This window comes from Lysinibacillus sp. FSL P4-0201 (assembly GCF_038593425.1).
Lineage (GTDB): Bacteria > Bacillota > Bacilli > Bacillales_A > Planococcaceae > Lysinibacillus > Lysinibacillus capsici.
The window spans coordinates 1515424-1534255 of record NZ_CP151995.1; the positions used below are offsets into that span (position 1 = coordinate 1515424).

At 38.6% G+C, this 18832-nt stretch carries 20 protein-coding genes; 19 read left to right on the plus strand and 1 reads right to left on the minus strand.

Annotation, left to right across the window (positions count from 1 at the left end):
• Positions 1 to 561, plus strand: a complete 561-nt coding sequence (locus MKY76_RS07415; protein WP_112117657.1) for a glycerol-3-phosphate acyltransferase — start codon at positions 1 to 3, stop codon at positions 559 to 561.
• Positions 562 to 566: 5 nt separating this feature from the next.
• Positions 567 to 2132 (plus strand): aminotransferase class V-fold PLP-dependent enzyme, encoded by a 1566-nt coding sequence (locus MKY76_RS07420; RefSeq protein WP_103119058.1) that lies wholly within the window; start codon positions 567 to 569, stop codon positions 2130 to 2132.
• On the opposite strand, the gene MKY76_RS07425 is transcribed toward MKY76_RS07420, so the two are convergent.
• Positions 2112 to 3080 (minus strand): asparaginase, encoded by a 969-nt coding sequence (locus MKY76_RS07425; protein WP_342557613.1) that lies wholly within the window; start codon positions 3078 to 3080, stop codon positions 2112 to 2114. The genes MKY76_RS07420 and MKY76_RS07425 overlap by 21 nt on opposite strands.
• Positions 3081 to 3164: 84 nt before the next feature.
• Here MKY76_RS07425 and prsW point away from each other — a divergent pair, with 84 nt between their 5' ends.
• The 17 genes from prsW to hepT all read left to right on the plus strand — a co-directional run bounded on the left by prsW (position 3165) and on the right by hepT (position 18816).
• Positions 3165 to 3839: a glutamic-type intramembrane protease PrsW gene (gene prsW / locus MKY76_RS07430; protein WP_004232588.1), complete on the plus strand. Its 675-nt coding sequence runs from the start codon at positions 3165 to 3167 to the stop codon at positions 3837 to 3839.
• A gap of 98 nt (positions 3840 to 3937) precedes the next feature.
• Positions 3938 to 4753, plus strand: coding sequence for a spore cortex-lytic enzyme (gene sleB, locus MKY76_RS07435; RefSeq protein WP_279494445.1), 816 nt, complete (start codon positions 3938 to 3940; stop codon positions 4751 to 4753).
• A gap of 15 nt (positions 4754 to 4768) precedes the next feature.
• Positions 4769 to 6052 carry a PepSY1/2 domain-containing protein gene (locus MKY76_RS07440; RefSeq protein ID WP_048389800.1) on the plus strand — a complete coding sequence of 428 codons (1284 nt, stop codon included), beginning with the start codon at positions 4769 to 4771 and terminating at the stop codon, positions 6050 to 6052.
• A gap of 114 nt (positions 6053 to 6166) precedes the next feature.
• Positions 6167 to 6826, plus strand: coding sequence for a flagellar brake domain-containing protein (locus tag MKY76_RS07445; RefSeq protein ID WP_066037612.1), 660 nt, complete (start codon positions 6167 to 6169; stop codon positions 6824 to 6826).
• Between the two features lie 95 nt (positions 6827 to 6921).
• Complete coding sequence (cmk, locus tag MKY76_RS07450; RefSeq protein WP_342557614.1) at positions 6922 to 7596, plus strand: (d)CMP kinase; 675 nt, start codon at positions 6922 to 6924, stop codon at positions 7594 to 7596.
• Positions 7597 to 7698: 102 nt separating this feature from the next.
• Positions 7699 to 8835 carry a 30S ribosomal protein S1 gene (gene rpsA / locus MKY76_RS07455; RefSeq protein ID WP_048389803.1) on the plus strand — a complete coding sequence of 379 codons (1137 nt, stop codon included), beginning with the start codon at positions 7699 to 7701 and terminating at the stop codon, positions 8833 to 8835.
• Positions 8836 to 9280: 445 nt separating this feature from the next.
• Positions 9281 to 10591 (plus strand): ribosome biogenesis GTPase Der, encoded by a 1311-nt coding sequence (gene der, locus MKY76_RS07460; protein ID WP_112117660.1) that lies wholly within the window; start codon positions 9281 to 9283, stop codon positions 10589 to 10591.
• Between the two features lie 110 nt (positions 10592 to 10701).
• Entirely contained in the window at positions 10702 to 11718 is a 1017-nt protein-coding gene (locus MKY76_RS07465) for an NAD(P)H-dependent glycerol-3-phosphate dehydrogenase (RefSeq protein WP_016993349.1), read from the plus strand.
• A gap of 223 nt (positions 11719 to 11941) precedes the next feature.
• Complete coding sequence (locus MKY76_RS07470; protein ID WP_004232605.1) at positions 11942 to 12154, plus strand: DUF2768 domain-containing protein; 213 nt, start codon at positions 11942 to 11944, stop codon at positions 12152 to 12154.
• Between the two features lie 22 nt (positions 12155 to 12176).
• A complete protein-coding gene (locus MKY76_RS07475; protein WP_054550706.1) occupies positions 12177 to 12959 on the plus strand; it encodes a hypothetical protein in 783 nt (260 codons plus the stop codon).
• A 92-nt stretch (positions 12960 to 13051) separates the two neighbouring features.
• Positions 13052 to 14530: a stage IV sporulation protein A gene (gene spoIVA, locus MKY76_RS07480; protein WP_048389809.1), complete on the plus strand. Its 1479-nt coding sequence runs from the start codon at positions 13052 to 13054 to the stop codon at positions 14528 to 14530.
• 198 nt (positions 14531 to 14728) lie between these two features.
• Positions 14729 to 15001 carry an HU family DNA-binding protein gene (locus MKY76_RS07485; RefSeq protein WP_004232618.1) on the plus strand — a complete coding sequence of 91 codons (273 nt, stop codon included), beginning with the start codon at positions 14729 to 14731 and terminating at the stop codon, positions 14999 to 15001.
• Positions 15002 to 15220: 219 nt separating this feature from the next.
• Entirely contained in the window at positions 15221 to 15790 is a 570-nt protein-coding gene (gene folE / locus MKY76_RS07490) for a GTP cyclohydrolase I FolE (protein WP_009370809.1), read from the plus strand.
• A 62-nt stretch (positions 15791 to 15852) separates the two neighbouring features.
• Positions 15853 to 16071: a trp RNA-binding attenuation protein MtrB gene (gene mtrB / locus MKY76_RS07495; protein WP_004232621.1), complete on the plus strand. Its 219-nt coding sequence runs from the start codon at positions 15853 to 15855 to the stop codon at positions 16069 to 16071.
• A 263-nt stretch (positions 16072 to 16334) separates the two neighbouring features.
• The gene (locus tag MKY76_RS07500) at positions 16335 to 17102 is read left to right on the plus strand and encodes a heptaprenyl diphosphate synthase component 1 (protein WP_048389813.1); all 768 of its coding nucleotides are present in this window, start codon (positions 16335 to 16337) and stop codon (positions 17100 to 17102) included.
• A 15-nt stretch (positions 17103 to 17117) separates the two neighbouring features.
• Positions 17118 to 17822 (plus strand): demethylmenaquinone methyltransferase, encoded by a 705-nt coding sequence (locus tag MKY76_RS07505; protein ID WP_048389815.1) that lies wholly within the window; start codon positions 17118 to 17120, stop codon positions 17820 to 17822.
• 19 nt (positions 17823 to 17841) lie between these two features.
• On the plus strand, positions 17842 to 18816 hold the full coding sequence (gene hepT / locus MKY76_RS07510) for a heptaprenyl diphosphate synthase component II (protein WP_054550708.1): 975 nt from the start codon (positions 17842 to 17844) through the stop codon (positions 18814 to 18816).
• Positions 18817 to 18832: the final 16 nt, after the last annotated feature.

Sequence of the window (18832 nt, forward strand, 5' to 3'; positions counted from 1 at the left end):
ATGATTGGCTTGTATTGGCTCTTGAGTTATTTAATAGGAAACATCTTGACGGCTTATTTCGTTGGTAAGATATACGGTGTCAATTTGCAGGAAGAGCGTAGTAAAAATTTAGGCGCGCGTAATGCGGGAAGTGTGATTGGGAAAACAGCGTTTATTTTGACTCTTCTTGGCGATTCATTAAAAGGTGTACTTGTTGTCGGATTAGGACGCATGTGGCAATTGGATGAATGGGTCCTTATTGGCGGAGCTGCATGGGTGATAATTGGCCATCTATTTCCGATTTGGCTGAAATGGAATGGAGGGAAAGGTGTAGCTACTTTTATTGGTGTGGGTCTCGCCTTATCGCCAAGTCTTTTTTTATGGATGATTATTGGTACAGCACTTATATCTGCATTTACTAGAAGTCTGACACTTGGCATGGTTGGGGGCTTTGTTTTTTATATAGCCGCAATTATACAAGCAGGGAAATTAGAGCCATATGGACTTTTAATCATGGCAATCGTGTGTATGCTTATTAAGCATATGTCTAATATTCAGGAATCATTGAAAAGAGGGAAGTGAAGGAAATGTATTGGTGTAAAATTGCCAAGACAAATGAAGAATTTGAGGCGATTGCTCGATTGAATTATGAAACATTTGTAGAAGAAATTCCTCAGCATGAGGTAAATGCATCGCGAAAAAAAGTAGACCGATTTCATCAGGAGAATACCTATGTCGTTGTTTATAAGCAAACAGAATTAATTGGCATGGTGGCGTTTAGAGATCAACGACCATTTTCTATTGATGAAAAGATTGGTAAGGTCGAGCAGTATTTATCGAAGGAAAATTGTGAGAAGCTTTGTGAAATTCGTTTGCTTTCCGTGAAGAAAGGTTATCGAACGGGGCGAGTTCTATTGAAGCTTACTCAGGCCTTAACTACATTTGCCTACGAAAAAGGCTATTCTGCTGCAGTGATTTCAGGTACAACGAGAGAGGAAAAACTATATAAGCAGATGGGTTTTAAGCAGTTTGCACCAGCTGTCGGGGAAGAGGGTGCGATGTTTTTACCGATGGTGCTCACTAGACATGAATTTGAACAATCATTACAACATAGACTAACGACGGAACCCTCTACATTTTATCCTGGGCCGGTGAGGCAATTAGAGACAATTGCTCATTCAGATTTATCACATCGTTCATTACCTTTTTATGCGCTTTATGAACGAGTGCAGAAGAGGTTACTGCATTTATCGAAGTCCAATCATGTTGGTGTAATCGTAGGAACGGGAACGCTAGCAAATGAAGTAATGCTTGCACAACTAAAGGCACAGCAATTAGGAAAAGGGCTTATTCTCACAAATGGAGAATTCGGTGAACGTTTACAGAAGCAAGCCGCTCGTTGGTCATTACATTATGATGTGGTAGAAAAAGAATGGGGAACAGTATTTGATGACAAAGAACTGGCTTCACAGCTTGAGACGGGGTCTTATCAGTGGATGTTGGCAGTACATGGTGAGACTTCCACGGGAACTTGTAATAACTTAGATATTCTTAAAAAGCTTGCTAAACAATACAATGTAAAGTTATGTATAGATTGTATTAGTTCGTTCGGTGCCATGCCGTTCTCTTTACAGGACTGCTATTTAGCTACGGCTGTGAGTGGTAAGGCCATTGGTGCGTTAAGTGGGCTAGCATTTGTATTTTCGCAATCACTTGCACCCCCATCTGCCAATCTACCCGCTTATCTTGATTTAGCAAATTATCAGCAAGGTGTCATACCATTTACATTACCTGCTGTATTACTGAGCAATGTGGAGACTGCATTGCAAGCCTATCCAGCACGTTATGAGCAGCTACAGCAACGCTTTCAATCACTGCTGCAGCTACCAATCATGCAATTTCAATATCCAACTACTCAATATCCGATGTTGATAACTGTTCAATTGCCTAATAATTATGCCAACCTACTTATTGATTTAGCATTAAACGGGCTATTCGTTCATGGTGAAAGCCAGTATTTACGCCAAAAGAATTTCATTCAATTTTCTGTGATACAGCCAGATTTCGATGAAGCTTTGGCTCGACTTAGCGAGATACTGGGCTATTATGAACAGGTGATCGAGACTTTAGCGTTACAAGAAAAAGTCCTTTAAATTTAAAGGCGAGCCAGTTGTGTTAAGGCCTATTAATAATTTTAAGCGTGCCTTTTGACCATTAATACCTGTGGCGAATATGGCGCCTAAGTCTTCTAGCATTTTACCGCCGCCCATATAGCCATAAACACCTTCTGCAATTCCATTAAAGCAGCGGGAAACAAGTACAACTGGGATGTCTCGCTGTATAAGGCTTTCAATTCCCTTTACAACAGATGGCGGGACATTCCCTTGACCTAGTCCTTCTAGCACAACACCATCATATTTACATGCAAGCACGACATCCAATAAATCTTCTTCCATTCCAGCGTACACTTTTAGCATTGCGACACGCTTAGTTAAATTGTTAACATCTACATATTGTCGACGAATTGGTGCGTGATGGAATAAGATTCTGGATTTTGTAATAAGGCCAATCGGTCCATATTGTGGAGATTGGAAAGTATTTACAGAACTTGTGCTTGTTTTTGTTGTATTTACAGCAAGATGAACCTCATCATTCATCACAACAAGCACACCTTTATCACGTGCTTCTTCATCAACAGCTACTCGGACTGCCTCTACTAAATTATAAATCCCATCTGCTCCAAGTTCGTTAGATGAACGCATTGCTCCTGTTAGCATAATCGGAATGGCTAAGTTCGTAGTTAGCTCTAAGAAATAGGCGGTTTCTTCCAATGTATCCGTACCGTGGGTGATGACCACACCGTCAATTGGCTGTGCGTCAATTTGTTCCAAAATCAAGTTACGCAATAAAAGCATCTCTTTCGGTGTAATATGTGGAGAAGGAAGGTTAAAAGCTTCTATTTCGATAATGCTTGCTAGTGAAGCCAGTTTATTACTTTCCTTCATTAGAGGATTTTCCTTATTAGGCATGACCGCTCCTTCAGCACTCATCGCCATGGAGATTGTGCCGCCAGTATGAATTAATAAAATTGTTTTTTTCATAAAAAAATAAATCTCCTTTTAAAAAGTTTTTTTGTCATTACATGGTATAATAATAGCAGTCTATTGTTGAAAGGAGCCGGCATCATGATCATTTTATTATCTGCTGCCATTGCTCCCGGTCTAGCGCTTTTTAGTTATTTCTATTTGCGCAATCAGATGGCTACGGAGCCAAGAAGAACTTTACTACAAACGTTTTTATACGGCGCATTTTTAACGTTCCCAATCATGTTTTTACAGTATGTATTAACAGAGGAAGGGGTTTTTCGATATCTTTATCTTCAAGACGTACTATTTTCAAGTGTCATTGAAGAATTTTTTAAATGGTTTGTGCTATTAATTGCCATCTATAATCATATAGAATTTGATGACCCTTACGATGGTATATTGTACGGGGCAAGCATTTCACTTGGCTTTGCTACGATTGAAAATGTTCTTTATTTACTTTCATTTGGCTTAGACACGGCATTTATGCGAGCCTTATTACCAGTATCGAGTCATGCTTTGTTTGGTGTCGTAATGGGCTATTATTATGGACGGGCTAAGTTTTCGAAACTTGTTAAGACAAAAGAGATGATAGCTATGGCGCTTTGTGCACCAGTCGTACTTCACATTCTATACAATACAATATTATCATTCAAAGGTCACTGGGTTTATTTAATGATTCCTTTTATGTTGTTTTTATGGTGGTTTGGCTTGCGCAAAGTGAAGCTTGCACATTATCATCTGGTGCAGCATCTTCACATGCAAAAGAAAATATAAAGCGTAGAAATCGTCAAAGATTTCTACGCTTTATTTCATTTTTATCATGTATAAATTACTCCTTTTGTTTCAAGCTATAAAAAAAAGGAGTGATAAAAGTGCGTTTAGTAAGCATACTTTTTGCTTTGATATTAGGAATTAGTATAATTGCGATTCCTCAAAATGATGCAAATGCATTTAGCGATCAGCAAATTACTCGAGGTGCCTATGGAGATGATGTCATTGAATTGCAAGCAAGGCTACAATACTTAGGTTTTTATAAGAGTAAAATTGATGGCAAATTTGGCTACAACACATACTGGGCTTTACGTAATTTCCAAGAAAATTATGGGTTACCAGTAGACGGAATTGCAGGCGCTAAGACAAAGAAAGCGTTAACGGGCAATTCAGATTATGACGAAAAATGGGTGAAAGCTCAATTAAATGCAGGAAATCAATTTACTTATTATGGTGGGCAGCCACTTGATCAGCAAGTGAAAAAGAATACTAGTGGTGGCAGTAGCAATAGTAGTGGAAGTAGTAATAATAATGGAACACAGACACAAGTTCCTCCCAAATATACAGAGCGTGATTTACAGCTAATGGCGAATGCGGTATATGGAGAGGCAAGAGGAGAACCATATGAAGGACAAGTAGCAGTTGCTGCAGTTATTTTAAATCGTTTGGAAAGCCCAGATTTCCCGAATACTATTTCAGGTATCATTTTCCAACCGTTAGCATTTACGGCTGTTGCAGATGGGCAAATTTGGCTTGAGCCAAATGAGCGAGCGAAAGAAGCGGTTATTGATGCAATGAACGGCTGGGACCCTTCTGAAAATGCATTGTATTATTTCAATCCAAAAACTGCAACGAGCAAATGGATTTGGTCACGTCCACAAATTAAACAAATTGGAGAGCATATTTTCTGTTCATAGAAAGGAGGAACCTAGATGAAAACTTGGCTCGTGGTCTTAACGATTGCCGTTATTGGGTTAGGGGCATACAGTATTGATTTACATGGAGATAAAGAAGATTTACAACGTACCGTGCTAGCACAATATACAGATAAGTTAACGGATGCATCTGAAAAACTTTCCCATCTTCAACGCTCAGTATCACAATCCCTGTTGTTTCAAGATGAGCAGGCGATTCACAATGAACTAGATTCGGTTTGGCGTTTAAGCTCAGAAGTTCGTTCTTCAATTGCGAATATTCCAATAGGACAAGAACTATCAAGTGAATGGATGAACTATCTAGGTCGACTTGGCGATGAAGCAAAAAGGACAGCGAAAACAGGGGATTATGAAGCTTGGCGTGAAAAAATGCCCCAGGTTTCAACGAATTTACAATCTCTTTCCGATGAATGGACAGCTGCTACCGTCGATTTCTATAAGCATGATGGGAAAATGGATGTTTGGCTACAGCAAGTAGATAATAAAAATCCAAATAGCCAATTTGATACTGTAAAGGATACATTAAAGGGCTACGGCGAAAAGGATTTCCCGTTAACTTTATCTGAATCTGATTGGCAGAAAAAAATTGAGTTAAAGGCATTACAGGATGCAGTTATTACCGAAAAAGAAGCACTAGAGAAGGTGAAATACTTATTCCCAGTCATTAAAGATGCTACATTTACAGTTACAAAAAGTAGTGATACAGCACCATATCCTTTTTATCATATCCAATTCCACCAAGGGATTCGATTAGGCTATGTTGATTTAACAGAAAAGGGTGGACATTTATTATCCTATTTAGTAGAACGTCCTGTGGATGAAGCCAAGTTATCACAAGAGGAAATCATGAAAAAAGCGCAGGAATATGTGAAGAAATTAGGCATGAAAGATGTAGCCTATGTGGAATCACGAGAAAATCATCAAGCTTGGCATGTGACATTTGCTCGTGTCCATCCAGGAGATAATGCGTTAATCTACGCTGATGGTGTTCAATTGAAAGTGGCGAAAGATACAGGTGAGCTGTTAGGTGCAAATGCAATGGAATATATTCAAGAAGAAAATATTAAAAAGCAAACAGCTAAGCCGATTGATTGGAAAACGTTCTTCCAAGACGATATCCAAGTACAAGAGGTAAAAAATATCTACACAGATAATGGACAATTTGAGCAACGTCTTTGCTATGAGGTCATTGCATTGCGTGATGGTAATACGCAGGAAACATTTAGAATTGTTATTGATGCGGAAAACCATAATGTATTAAAAGTGGAATATCTAACTTAATCAATGATGCTTCCGCTCTGTATCAACTTGACATGAAAATACTACCAATTTTTATAGCCAAAATAAGCTTCTCATGAGATAATTAAACTATATTTTTCGCACGGGGAGATGCTCATGGAAATAAAAATTGGTACACAATTACAACTTGAACCAACTTATACAGAGCGTTTGGAGAAATTCCGCTGTAAAGTTGTAGAGCAAAAAGATAATATTCTATATATTGATTATCCGGTTAATATGGTAACAAAGAAAACGGCATTTTTAATAGATGGCTCAGAATTTAGAGCAACTTTTCGTACCGAGGATAAGCAATCCTTTGCCTTTAATACAGAGGTAGTTGGCCGTAAAGCAGGTAATATCCCAATGATTATGTTGCATTGTCCAACACCAGAGGAGTTTATAAAAATTCAGCGACGAGAATATGTTCGTGTGGAGACACAAGTAGACGTTGCTATTCAGTTGAAAGATTATAAATATCAGCTTGTGACTGTGGATATTAGTGCAGGAGGCCTAGCAGTCATGTTGAAAGGTCAAGTAGCTTTTACTGAGGGTGATGAAGTAAAACTAACTATTGTATTGCCATTTGCCAATGGAGATGTCAAGTATGTCATTACGGAAGCGCTGATCGTACGTATTTTTGAAAAAGAGGATAAACGCATTGCAACAATCCAACTAACAGATACAGATGACGTCGATCAACAGCATATTGTCCGTTTTTGCTTTGAACGTCAATTAGTCAATCGTCGTAAAGAAATGAACCCTTTTAATGTTTAATATCCTTTATGAATATTTTGATGAAGCCCTCTCCTAGTAGAGGGCTTTTTTGAGGTTATATGATACAATAAGAGGTGCAGAAAGTAGGGAAGAATATGAAGAAAAACATTCAAATTGCGATAGACGGGCCTGCTGGTGCTGGCAAAAGTACAATCGCAAAAATTGTTGCTGAAGCACTTGGCTTTACTTACATTGACACAGGGGCAATGTATCGAGCGGTTACGTATAAAGCGATGCAACAAAACATACATTTAGATGATGAAGCAAAATTAGCAGAGATGCTTGAAGTAAGCACAATTGAATTAAAACCATCACCTCAGGGACAGCTTGTTTTTTTAGATGGTCACAATGTGTCAGCGGAAATACGCTCTAATGAGGTCACTTCATCAGTCTCACAAGTAGCTGCCCATGCGAAGGTTCGTGAGCTATTAGTTGCTCAACAGCAAAAACTTGCAGCTAATGGCGGTGTTGTCATGGATGGCCGCGATATTGCGACACATGTCTTAAAGGATGCAGAACTAAAGGTTTTCATGTCTGCAACAGTAGAGGAGCGTGCTAGACGACGCTTGATTGATAATCAAAAAAGAGGAATTGACTCCTCTCTTGAAAAACTTCAGGAAGAAATAGCGCTACGTGATAAAAAGGATAGTGAGCGTGAAGCATCGCCACTGATTCAAGCTGAAGATGCGGTTTTTTTAGATACAACAGCATTGTCCATTGATGATGCAGCACAAGCTATTTTAAAATTAGCAGAAGAAAAAATGCTATAAATCCTAAAATTTCAGACATTTTTAGAATTTAAAGGATTTATTTTTGTCTTTGTCTTCAATATCGAATAAAATAGTAAGGGAAGATGCGAAGGAGGGTTACATATGTCTGAAGAAATGAACTATGCAGAACAAACGTTTAACGAGGGTGATATCGTCAAAGGCATTGCCGCGCAAGTTGATGAAAAGGCAGTATCTGTATCAATTCCAGGTGCTCCGTTTGATGGTATTGTACCGATTAGTGAATTATCTAGCTTACACATTGAGAAAGCGTCTGATGTCATCTCAGTTGGAGATGAATTAGAATTGATGATTACAAAGGTTGAAGAAGAAAACTTTGTCCTATCAAAACGTAAAGTGGATGCTCTAAAAGCATGGGATACACTGGAGCAGCAATTTGCCGCTGAGGAAATCTTTGAAGCGGAAGTAAAGGATATTGTTAAAGGTGGTCTTGTCGTAGATTTAGGTGTACGTGGCTTTGTACCAGCATCGCTTGTAGAGGACTATTTTGTTGATGATTTTGAAGGTTATAAAGGGCAAACATTAAGCTTTAAAATTGTTGAGCTTGATAAGGATAAGAATCGCCTTATTTTATCTCACCGAGCAGTGGTTGAAGCAGAGAAAGCTTCACAAAAGAAAAATGTGATTAATCAAATAAAAGCTGGCGATGTATTGGATGGTAAAGTACAGCGTCTCGCGTCATTTGGTGCATTTATCGACCTAGGTGGTATTGATGGTCTTGTACACATCTCGCAAGTATCACATGAGCATGTGAGTGATGTGAGTGAGGTTTTAGCTGAAGGACAAGATGTAAAAGTAAAAGTTCTATCAGTGGACCCAGAAAATGAACGTATTTCTTTATCTATTAAGGAAACAATTCCTGGACCATGGTCTAATATTGAAGAACGTGCCGCTAAAGGCACTATTTTAGACGGTAGAGTGAAGCGACTTACTTCATTTGGCGCATTTGTGGAAGTATTCCCAGGCGTTGAAGGTTTAGTGCATATATCGCAAATTGCGCATAAGCACATTAACACACCTCATGAAGCACTAAAAGAGGGACAAGAAGTACAGGTAAAGGTTCTTGATGTCAACGCTGACGAAGGCCGTCTAGCCCTTAGTATTAAAGAATTATTAGAAAATCCTGAAGCAGAAGAAGTAATCGACTATGAATTACCTGAAGAGAATACAGGCTTCTCATTCGGTGATGTGATTGGCGATAAACTAAAAAACTTTAAATAATGTATAAAGCGAGGATGCATAATTGTATCCTCGCTATTTTTATGGTTGATAGGATTTTGAAAGTGAAGGATAGCGATTGAGGAGTGGATAAAATCTTTGAATTGAAGGATAAAACTTTAAAAGTAGCGGATAAGATTTCAGAAGTGAAGGATAGCAAATAAGAAGAGGATAAAATCTTTGAATTGAAGGATAAAACTCTAAAAGTAACGGATAAGATTTCAGAAGTGAAGAATAGCAAATAAGAAGAGGATAAAATCTTTGAATTGAAGGAGGATAGCAATTAAAAAGGCGATAAAACCTAAATAACTCGGATAGTTTGCTTAAAAAAATGAGGTAACACCTTTTATCACCATACATAGCGTTCTACATTATGGATATGATATGATATAATGGCATTTTTCGTGTATAATAGCGAAAGACAAGAAGTTGGAAGGATGAAGTACAGATGACGAAACCAGTAGTAGCCATCGTAGGTCGTCCGAACGTAGGTAAGTCGACGATTTTTAATCGTATCGTTGGAGAACGTGTTTCGATTGTGGAGGATATCCCAGGCGTAACACGTGACCGTATTTATAGTTCGGCAGAGTGGTTAACACACGATTTTAATATTATTGATACAGGTGGCATTGAAATTGGAGACGAGCCGTTTTTAGAACAAATTCGTCAACAAGCTGAAATCGCCATTGATGAAGCAGACGTTATTATTTTCATGACAAATGGTCGTGAAGGGGTAACGGCAGCAGATGAGCAAGTCGCTAAAATTCTATACAAAACAAAAAAACCAGTCGTATTAGCGGTCAATAAAATTGATAATCCTGATATGCGTGAAATGATTTATGATTTTTATGCACTTGGCTTCGGTGAACCTTGGCCTATTTCAGGTTCCCACGGTTTAGGTTTAGGGGATTTATTGGACGAATGTGCGAAACATTTCCCGAAAGAAGATGAAGAACAATACGGTGATGATGTCATTAAATTCTCTTTAATTGGTCGCCCGAATGTTGGGAAATCCTCTTTAGTGAATGCTTTCCTAGGGCAGGAACGTGTTATTGTTAGTAATATTGCAGGGACAACACGTGATGCGATTGATACGCCTTATGCATATGATGGACAGGAATATGTCATTATTGATACGGCGGGTATGCGTAAAAAAGGAAAAATCTATGAAACAACCGAGAAATATTCTGTGTTACGTGCGCTACGTGCTATTGAACGCTCAGACGTTGTTTTAGTAGTGCTGAATGCAGAAGAAGGTATTCAGGAGCAAGATAAAAAAATCGCTGGCTATGCACATGAGGCTGGAAAAGCTGTGATCATTGTTGTGAATAAATGGGATGCCATTGAAAAAGATGAAAAAACAATGAATGTCTTTACACAGCAAATTCGTGAGCATTTCCTATTTTTAGATTATGCCCCAATTATTTTTGTATCGGCGAATACAAAACAGCGTGTGCATCAAATTTTACCGATTATCCAACGTGTCAGCGAGAATCATGCGATGCGTATTCAGTCCTCTATTTTAAATGAAGTGATTGAGGACTCAGTGGCTCGTAATCCAGCACCGACAGATAAAGGTCGTCGCTTACGTATTTACTATGCTACTCAGGTAGCGATTAAGCCACCAACATTCGTTGTTTTTGTGAATGAACCTGAGCTTATGCATTTTTCATACGAACGCTTCTTAGAAAATCGCATCCGCGAAACATTTGACTTTGAAGGGACGCCAATTCGTTTAATTACACGTGCGCGTGCTTAAGGCAATAGCTATAGACATACAATACGCCAACCCGACATTATTGTTGGGTGGCGTCTTTTTACAAGAAAGAACTTACTTAATAGACAACCCAACAAAGGGAGGATTTTGTTATGGAAAAAGTTTGTGTGTTAGGGGCAGGCTCATGGGGTACTGCACTGGCAATGGTACTAGCGGAAAATGGACATGATACGCTTGTATGGACACATAGAGCTGAGCAGGCAGAAGAAATCAATCAACTGCATACGAATAAAAAATATTTACCAGAAACCATTCTACCTGTAAATTTACATGCGACGAGTGATATGGCGCAGGTAGCTACTCATGCAGAAACCATTGTTGTGGCTGTTCCAACAAAAGCGATTCGTGAAGTATGCGAGAAACTAACGGCTGAATTAACAAAAAAAGTGTTGTTTGTCCATGTTTCGAAAGGAATTGAGCCTGACTCATTAAAACGAATATCTGAGATTTTAGCAGAAAGCTTACCAGCAATGTATGTGGAAGAAATTGTTGTTCTTTCTGGGCCAAGTCATGCAGAAGAAGTGGTACTGCATCATCCTACAACGGTTACTGCAGCTTGTGCTAATATTGATGCTGCTGAAAAGGTACAGGATTTATTTATGAATCAGTTCTTCCGCGTCTATACAAATGAAGATATCATTGGTGTAGAAATAGGAGGAGCGTTGAAAAATGTTATCGCTTTAGCGGCAGGTATTACTGATGGCTTAAATTATGGAGACAATGCAAAAGCGGCACTTATTACGCGAGGTCTTGCAGAAATTTCACGGTTAGGTGTAAAAATGGGTGGTAATCCATTTACGTTCTCAGGGCTTACAGGTATGGGGGACTTAATTGTAACCTGTACAAGTGTCCACTCGCGAAACTGGCGTGCAGGTAATATGTTAGGGCAAGGTATGAAGCTACAAGAAGTGCTGGATCAAATGGGCATGGTCGTAGAAGGTGTCCGTACCACGAAGGCAGCCTATCAATTAGCAGAGAAATATGATGTCGCCATGCCGATTTCCACAGAGCTCTATAGTGTGCTATTTAATGATGTTGAACCGAAAGTGGCAGTAGATGCCTTAATGATGCGTATGAAAAAACGAGAAATAGACGATATGAAGCATTAATATTAATTTTTTGATTAGACTTGTCATTAAATGGACATAAATAAGGTGTCTCAACGAATCTGTTGAGACGCCTTATTGTGTGCCACTAGTTGAATAGAAATACATGCTAAAAGAGTTGTCCATTTCTTGATAGTTATGGGACAACTATTTCTTTTTAGCAAAAGCACATAGTATAATATACTTTGATTGTGTCTTGACATTCAAAGAAAGGTGGTTTTTTGAAATGGGCCCGTTAGCTCATATGCCTGCGCTTGATGTAATGTGGGTGTCGTTTTATTGCATCGCATTTATGATTATATCAGTCGGCTTAATTTATTTAGCGCGAAATAAGATTTCAAATGTATTTTTACGAACAGTCGTAAATTTATGTGCATACATACTGTTTGGACTTGGCACATTTTTAATGGTACTTGTAGTTGCCACTTGGCCAGCATAAATAATAATGAGGTGTCAGTAACATGAAAAAACTAAGTGCTTTGCTGTTGGTATTTGCAACCGCCATACTGTTAGTAGGATGTGCGTACCCAGAAGAAGAAAAAAGGGCTAAGGTCACGCCTGATGTCGATCAACTAGCGGCAGTTCAACGTGCTGTGGATGAATACCGTGAAGCAACAGGTGGACTAGTACCAATTAAAAATAGCGAGCTAGATACGGATATCTATATCAAATATTTAATCGATTTTGAAAAACTTATGCCGAAGTATTTGACGACAATTCCTGGAAATGCCTATGAAAAAGGTGGTATATATCAATATATCATTTGGGACCCTGAAAATGAGGCATCGGTCAAATTAGTAGATTTAAACGCGGCAGAGCGTATACGTGAAATAGGTATTCGTAAACTATCTACACAGTATTTACCAATAAAAGGGTCAATTTCAGATAATGTTTATCAGATCAACTATAAAGATTTGGGTTATAAAACAGAGGTAACTGTAAAAAGTCCCTATTCTGGCGTCGAGTTACCGCTTTTCATGACTGGTGATGGTGAATTACATGTAGACTATGCTGTGGATTTAGGCCAGCTTTTAAAAGAGGATAAGCCTAATGTAAAGCCAGGTGATGATATTCGCCAACTGCTTGTCGACAAATTTCCAGTGGTGCCTGCCTATTCTATTCCATATACAGTGGACGAGAATGGAGAGCCTATCTATGATATGAAAACGTATAATGCGGATGTCAAAAAAGCGAAAGAATTACAAAAACAAGAGGCAGAAGCCGCCGAGAAAAAAGAGAAATAGCAAACAAGCTCCTTACATTCGTGAGGGGCTTTTTCATATTTGTCTACAGGCTCGCATATAGTGAAAAAGCGTAGATAAAGGAGGCAGAAACCTTGAGTGAAGCAGTATTTAGAGAAATTGCAGAGCGCACAAATGGCGATGTTTATATTGGTGTTGTCGGTCCAGTACGTGTAGGTAAATCAACATTTGTAAAAAAGGTAATGGAATCAGTCGTGTTACCAAACATTGTGGATGAAACGGAAAGAATGCGAGCACAAGATGAGTTGCCACAAAGTTCTCCGGGGCCAGTCATTATGACTGCTGAGCCGAAGTTTGTGCCTGCCCAAGCAACCCGTATTGTGGTCGGTGAAGATGAAATGCCATTCCAAATTCGATTAGCAGATTGTGTTGGTTATATTATCGATGGGACAAAAGGCTATGAGGATGAAAATGGACCAAAATTTGTTCATACGCCTTGGCATACGGAGCCAATTCCATTTCAGGAAGCCGCTAAAATTGGCACAGATAAGGTGATTCGCGATCATGCGAATATTGGTATTGTCGTAACGACTGATGGTACAGTGAACGGAATCAGTCGACGAGCAGCAGAGAAGGCAGAAGAGGAAATTGTAGAGCAATTAAAAGACATCGGCAAACCATTTGTCATCTTACTCAATTGCCAAATGCCTGCGAGAGAAGAAACGGTTCAGCTTCGCAATGAATTGTTTGAACGTTACAATGTCCCTGTTATTGCGATGTCCATTGATCAAATGAGAGAAACGGATATTCAATATATTTTACAAGAGGCGTTATTTGAATTCCCAATTCGTACCATTGAGGTGGAAAAACCAGACTGGCTGGATGTATTAGATGCTACACATCCATTAAATGTTGCATTGATTGATTCGATGGAGGAAGTCCTTTCTTCTGTTATGAAAATTCGAGATGTGCAACAGGCGTCAGATGCCTTTAAAGCCATTGACTTTATTGACCAAAGTGAAGTTGTTCATGTAGATGCAGGTGTAGGAACAGCTGTAATTCGGGTATCCCTACAGGGTGAATTGTATAAATCAGTTTGTAATGAATGGCTAGAAGAACCAATTGAAACGAAAAAAGATTGGTTACTCTTTATCAAAGAGGCGGCAGAGGCAAAAGAGGCCCAAAAACGCTTTAAAAGTGCTATTCACGATGCTGATACGACAGGCTATGGCGTGACATTGCCAATGATGCAGGAATTTGAGCCAACAGCCCCAGAGCTCATTAAACAGAATAATTTCTTCGGCGTACGAATGAAGGCAAAAGCGCCATCCTATCATATTATCCGAGTTGATATGGAGTCAGAATTTGCACCGTTAATTGGCTCAGAGTTCCATAGTCAGCAACTTCTAAAAGATTTAAATCATGCTTATTTACATGATCGTGATGCCTTATGGAATACACAATTATTTGGCACACCATTGCATGAAGTATTAAAAGAGGGAATTCGTTATAAAATGGATGCAGTTCCATCTACTGCCAAAAAACGTATGCGTCAGACGATTGAACGTATGGTTAACGAAGGAGATCGTGGTTTAGTAACATTTATTTTATAGTGATAAAATTCAGAAAAAATGCAAAAAATATACGCAGGGCTTTTCGTTTTTATGCGAAAAGTCCTTTTATTTTTGTTTTTTGGGTGAAAAACTGATTTTTTGGTTATAATCATGTATGAATACAGTTGCGTAGCGGTTTTCTATGTGTTACTCTTTTTACAGAATTGGTTCATGACCCTTTGAGAGGAGGTGAATGGTGTGAATAAAACAGAATTAGTAAACTCTGTTGCTGAAGCTGCAGGTCTTTCTAAAAAAGACGCTTCTAAAGCAGTTGAAGCTGTATTTGATACAATTCAAGATGCTCTTGCAAAGGGTGACAAAGTACAATTAATTGGTTTTGGTAACTTTGAAGTACGTGAACGTGCGGCTCGTAAAGGTCGTAACCCACAAACTGGTAAAGAAATCGAAATCGCTGCTAGCAAGGTGCCTGCTTTCAAACCAGGTAAAGCGCTTAAAGACGCGGTAAAATAATACACGTCTAGTAGTTACATAGAGCAGTCTTCATGTTAACGAACATGAAGGCTGCTCTTTTTAACTTCAAATTTGAATTTTACATAATAATATACAGTGATTTTCTTATCTAGAAGCGAATTTCTGATGAATCAGGTAAGTCATTTTGCGCTTACCTTTTGGATGTGCTACGATGCATAGGGAAATGTGTAATGTTTTGATATGCAGGAGGGTTTTTTGATGTCGAATATTGATTTATTAAAAATAGAAGAAGCGGTAAAAATGATTTTAGAAGCGGTAGGTGAAGATGTAAATCGTGAAGGTTTATTGGATACGCCGAAGCGTGTAGCAAAAATGTATGCCGAAATGTTCAGCGGCTTGCATGAGGATGCTAAAGATTATTTTAAAACGGTATTTCATGAGGATCATGAAGAACTAGTGCTTGTCAAAGATATACCTTTTTATTCGATGTGTGAGCATCATCTAGTACCTTTCTATGGCAAAGCACATGTTGCATACATACCAAATGACGGCGTTGTTGCTGGACTGAGTAAGTTAGGACGTGCAGTGGAGACGATTGCCCGCAGACCACAACTACAAGAGCGTATTACCTCTTCAGTAGCGGACACAATTATGGAGATGCTTTCGCCAAAAGGTGTTTATGTTGTGATCGAGGCTGAGCATATGTGTATGACAATGCGTGGATTAAAAAAACCTGGTTCTAAAACGGTGACATCTGTTGCACGCGGTATATATGAGGAAGATGAAGTGAAACGTAGAGAAGTACTATCATTTATTCAAATGTCTTAAATTGCGTGTCTAATTATGTTATGATGAACTAAGAATTTGTCGGATTTAAGGAGTGTACAAAGATGTCACAAGATTATATTGTTATTCAAGCAGAAGAAGATGGTGTACATGTCATTGGATTAACACGTGGAACTGATACGAAATTCCATCATTCAGAGAAATTAGATGCCGGCGAAGTAATGATTGCTCAATTTACAGAACACACGTCTGCCATGAAAATACGCGGTAAAGCGCAAATTCATACAGCACATGGCGTGATCAATAGCGAAGCGAAAAAATAAGAAATTTTGTTTCTGACGATAGGTTTTAATGCTGTTCAACGTTCTACAGCACATATAAAAACACTAGATGTGAAAAACTTTGTATAAGGTCTATGGGCAGTTAGCATTCCAACATTCAATTATGGGAGAGCTTTACTGCCTGTGCTATGAAGAAAGCAAATTTTTTTTATTCCGCATCGTTGCGTATGCTATAATGACTCAGTAAGCAAGCGTTTGGCCTTGTATAGGGCTAACGTATCTGAAAGTGAAATGGAGTAAGGTCTATGAATGCAACATACATTCAAAATTCAATTGCACAGTTAAAAACAGAGATTTTCATGGATGTTCGTCATAGAACTTTGCAAAAATACACAGGTGTACCTGTGCTAGATGAAAATCAACTGTTTTATTTGTTAATCCCGTTTTTGAATGGTGAAGAGTGGCAACAAGAGCAACAAGAGGCTGCAATTACTGTTGGCATAGTGTACGCAGCATTAGCGGCTCACGATCATATAAAAGAATTAGACGCAACATCAAAAGAACAGCAGCTTACCGTATTAGCTGGGGATTTTTATAGTGGTCGTTATTATGAAATATTAGCAATGTCAGGGAATGTTGCATTGATTCGAAACTTGTCACAAGGTATTGTGGCACGATGTGAAAATCAAATTAAGGTTTATGAAAATAAACAACGAACAATGGAACAGTGGTATACATCGATGAGTACGATAGAATCTGGGTTAATTGCTCAATTTTTTGATCTTTATTCTTTCAGTGAATATATACCACTTATAGAAAAAAGCTTATTAATCTTGCGTTTAGAAAAAGAATGGACAGCTTATCAACGTGGGCAAATGTCTTTAATGGGTAAGGCACTAGAAGAAAGTGTCAGACGTAATGGCGCAACCTTTAATAGCGTCATCCAAGGGAAAATTGTGCATTTAAAAACAGAGCTATCACAGATCATTAATCAGGCATCCTTTTTACAAAGTGATATCAAACAAGCTTTACATGCACATGTAGAGGCATCCATTGCTTCTACTAACGGATAAGAGAGGTTTTTCAAAATGGCTAAAACGAAAGAAGAACACGTTCACGAAGTATTTGAAAGTATTTCGGAAAACTACGATAAAATGAATGGTGTAATTAGTTTCCAGATGCATGTTGGCTGGCGTAACGATACGATGAAGCACATGGCTGTAAAACCTGGATCAAAAGCACTTGATGTATGCTGTGGCACCGCAGACTGGACAATCGCATTGGCAGAGGCTGTTGGTGAAAGTGGAGAAGTAAAAGGGCTTGACTTTAGTCAAAACATGCTGAAAGTTGGCGAAAAAAAGGTAGAGCCATACCCACAAATTGAACTCATTCATGGAAATGCAATGGAGTTGCCTTTTCCAGATGATACGTTTGATTATGTGACAATCGGCTTTGGTCTTCGCAATGTACCTGATTATTTACAAGTTTTGAAGGAAATGCATCGTGTTGTTAAACCAGGTGGAATGGTGGTTTGTCTAGAAACATCTCAATCTGAAATCCCTGGTTATCGTCAGCTGTTCCGTTTTTATTTTAAATTTATAATGCCGATATTTGGTAAAATATTTGCGAAAAGCTATAAGGAGTATTCTTGGCTTCAGGAATCTGCGAATGATTTCCCAGGTATGAAAAGGTTAGCGGCATTGTTTGAGCAGGCAGGATTAGAAAAAGTAACGTACAAAGCATACAGTGGCGGGGCTGCGGCAATGCATATGGGCTTTAAAAAGATACGTTAATGGGGGAAGGTTTTCACACGTGGAAAAGATGAAGTTAAAACTACTCTATTCCGATTTGAAATCAGATATCGAAATCATTGAACAAGAGTTAGAAAAAGCGGTGGACTCATCTTCATATTTGATCAACGATGCTTCTCTCCATTTATTACAAGCTGGTGGCAAACGGATAAGACCAATTTTTGTGTTACTAGGCGCAAAATTTGGTGATTATGACATTGAGAAGATGAAGGATGTAGCAGTGCCTTTAGAACTCATTCATATGGCATCGCTTGTACATGATGATGTCATTGACGACTCCAATATGCGAAGAGGACGCCCGACTGTCAAATCACAGTGGAATAACAGGGTAGCAATGTACACAGGCGATTTTATTTTCGCACGTGCGCTGGAATATATAACAAAGTTAGAAGACCCACTTGTTCATCAAATTTTAGCCCGTACGATGGTGGAGATTTGTAACGGTGAAGTCATTCAAATTGAAGATAAATTTAGATTAGATCAAGGTTTAAAGGATTATTTTAGAAGAATCAAACGTAAAACAGCATTACTTATTTCCTCAAGCTGTGAGCTAGGAGCTGTGGCAGCGGGGGTTGATGCTAAAACAGTTCGGCATTTAAAGCGCTTCGGCTACTTTGTAGGCATGAGCTTCCAAATTATCGATGATGTTTTAGATATTATGGCAACCGATAAAGAACTAGGGAAGCCAGCAGGTAGTGACTTACTACAGGGCAATATTACTTTACCGATTTTATTGTTGAAAGATGATCCGGAGATGCAACCATACTTAGTTAAAGTGTTTGCAGGCACGTTAACAGAATCGGAACGTCAAAATATGTTGCAATATGTGCGTAAATCTCATGCGATTGAGCAAGCTAATCGTATGAGTGATAAATATTTGAAAAAAGCCTTACAAGAAATTGATGCTTTACCAAAACATCCCGTTAAGAAAAAATTACGTGATGTAGCATTGTTCATGGGTAAGCGCAAATTCTAGCTTTTTGTTGTACAAA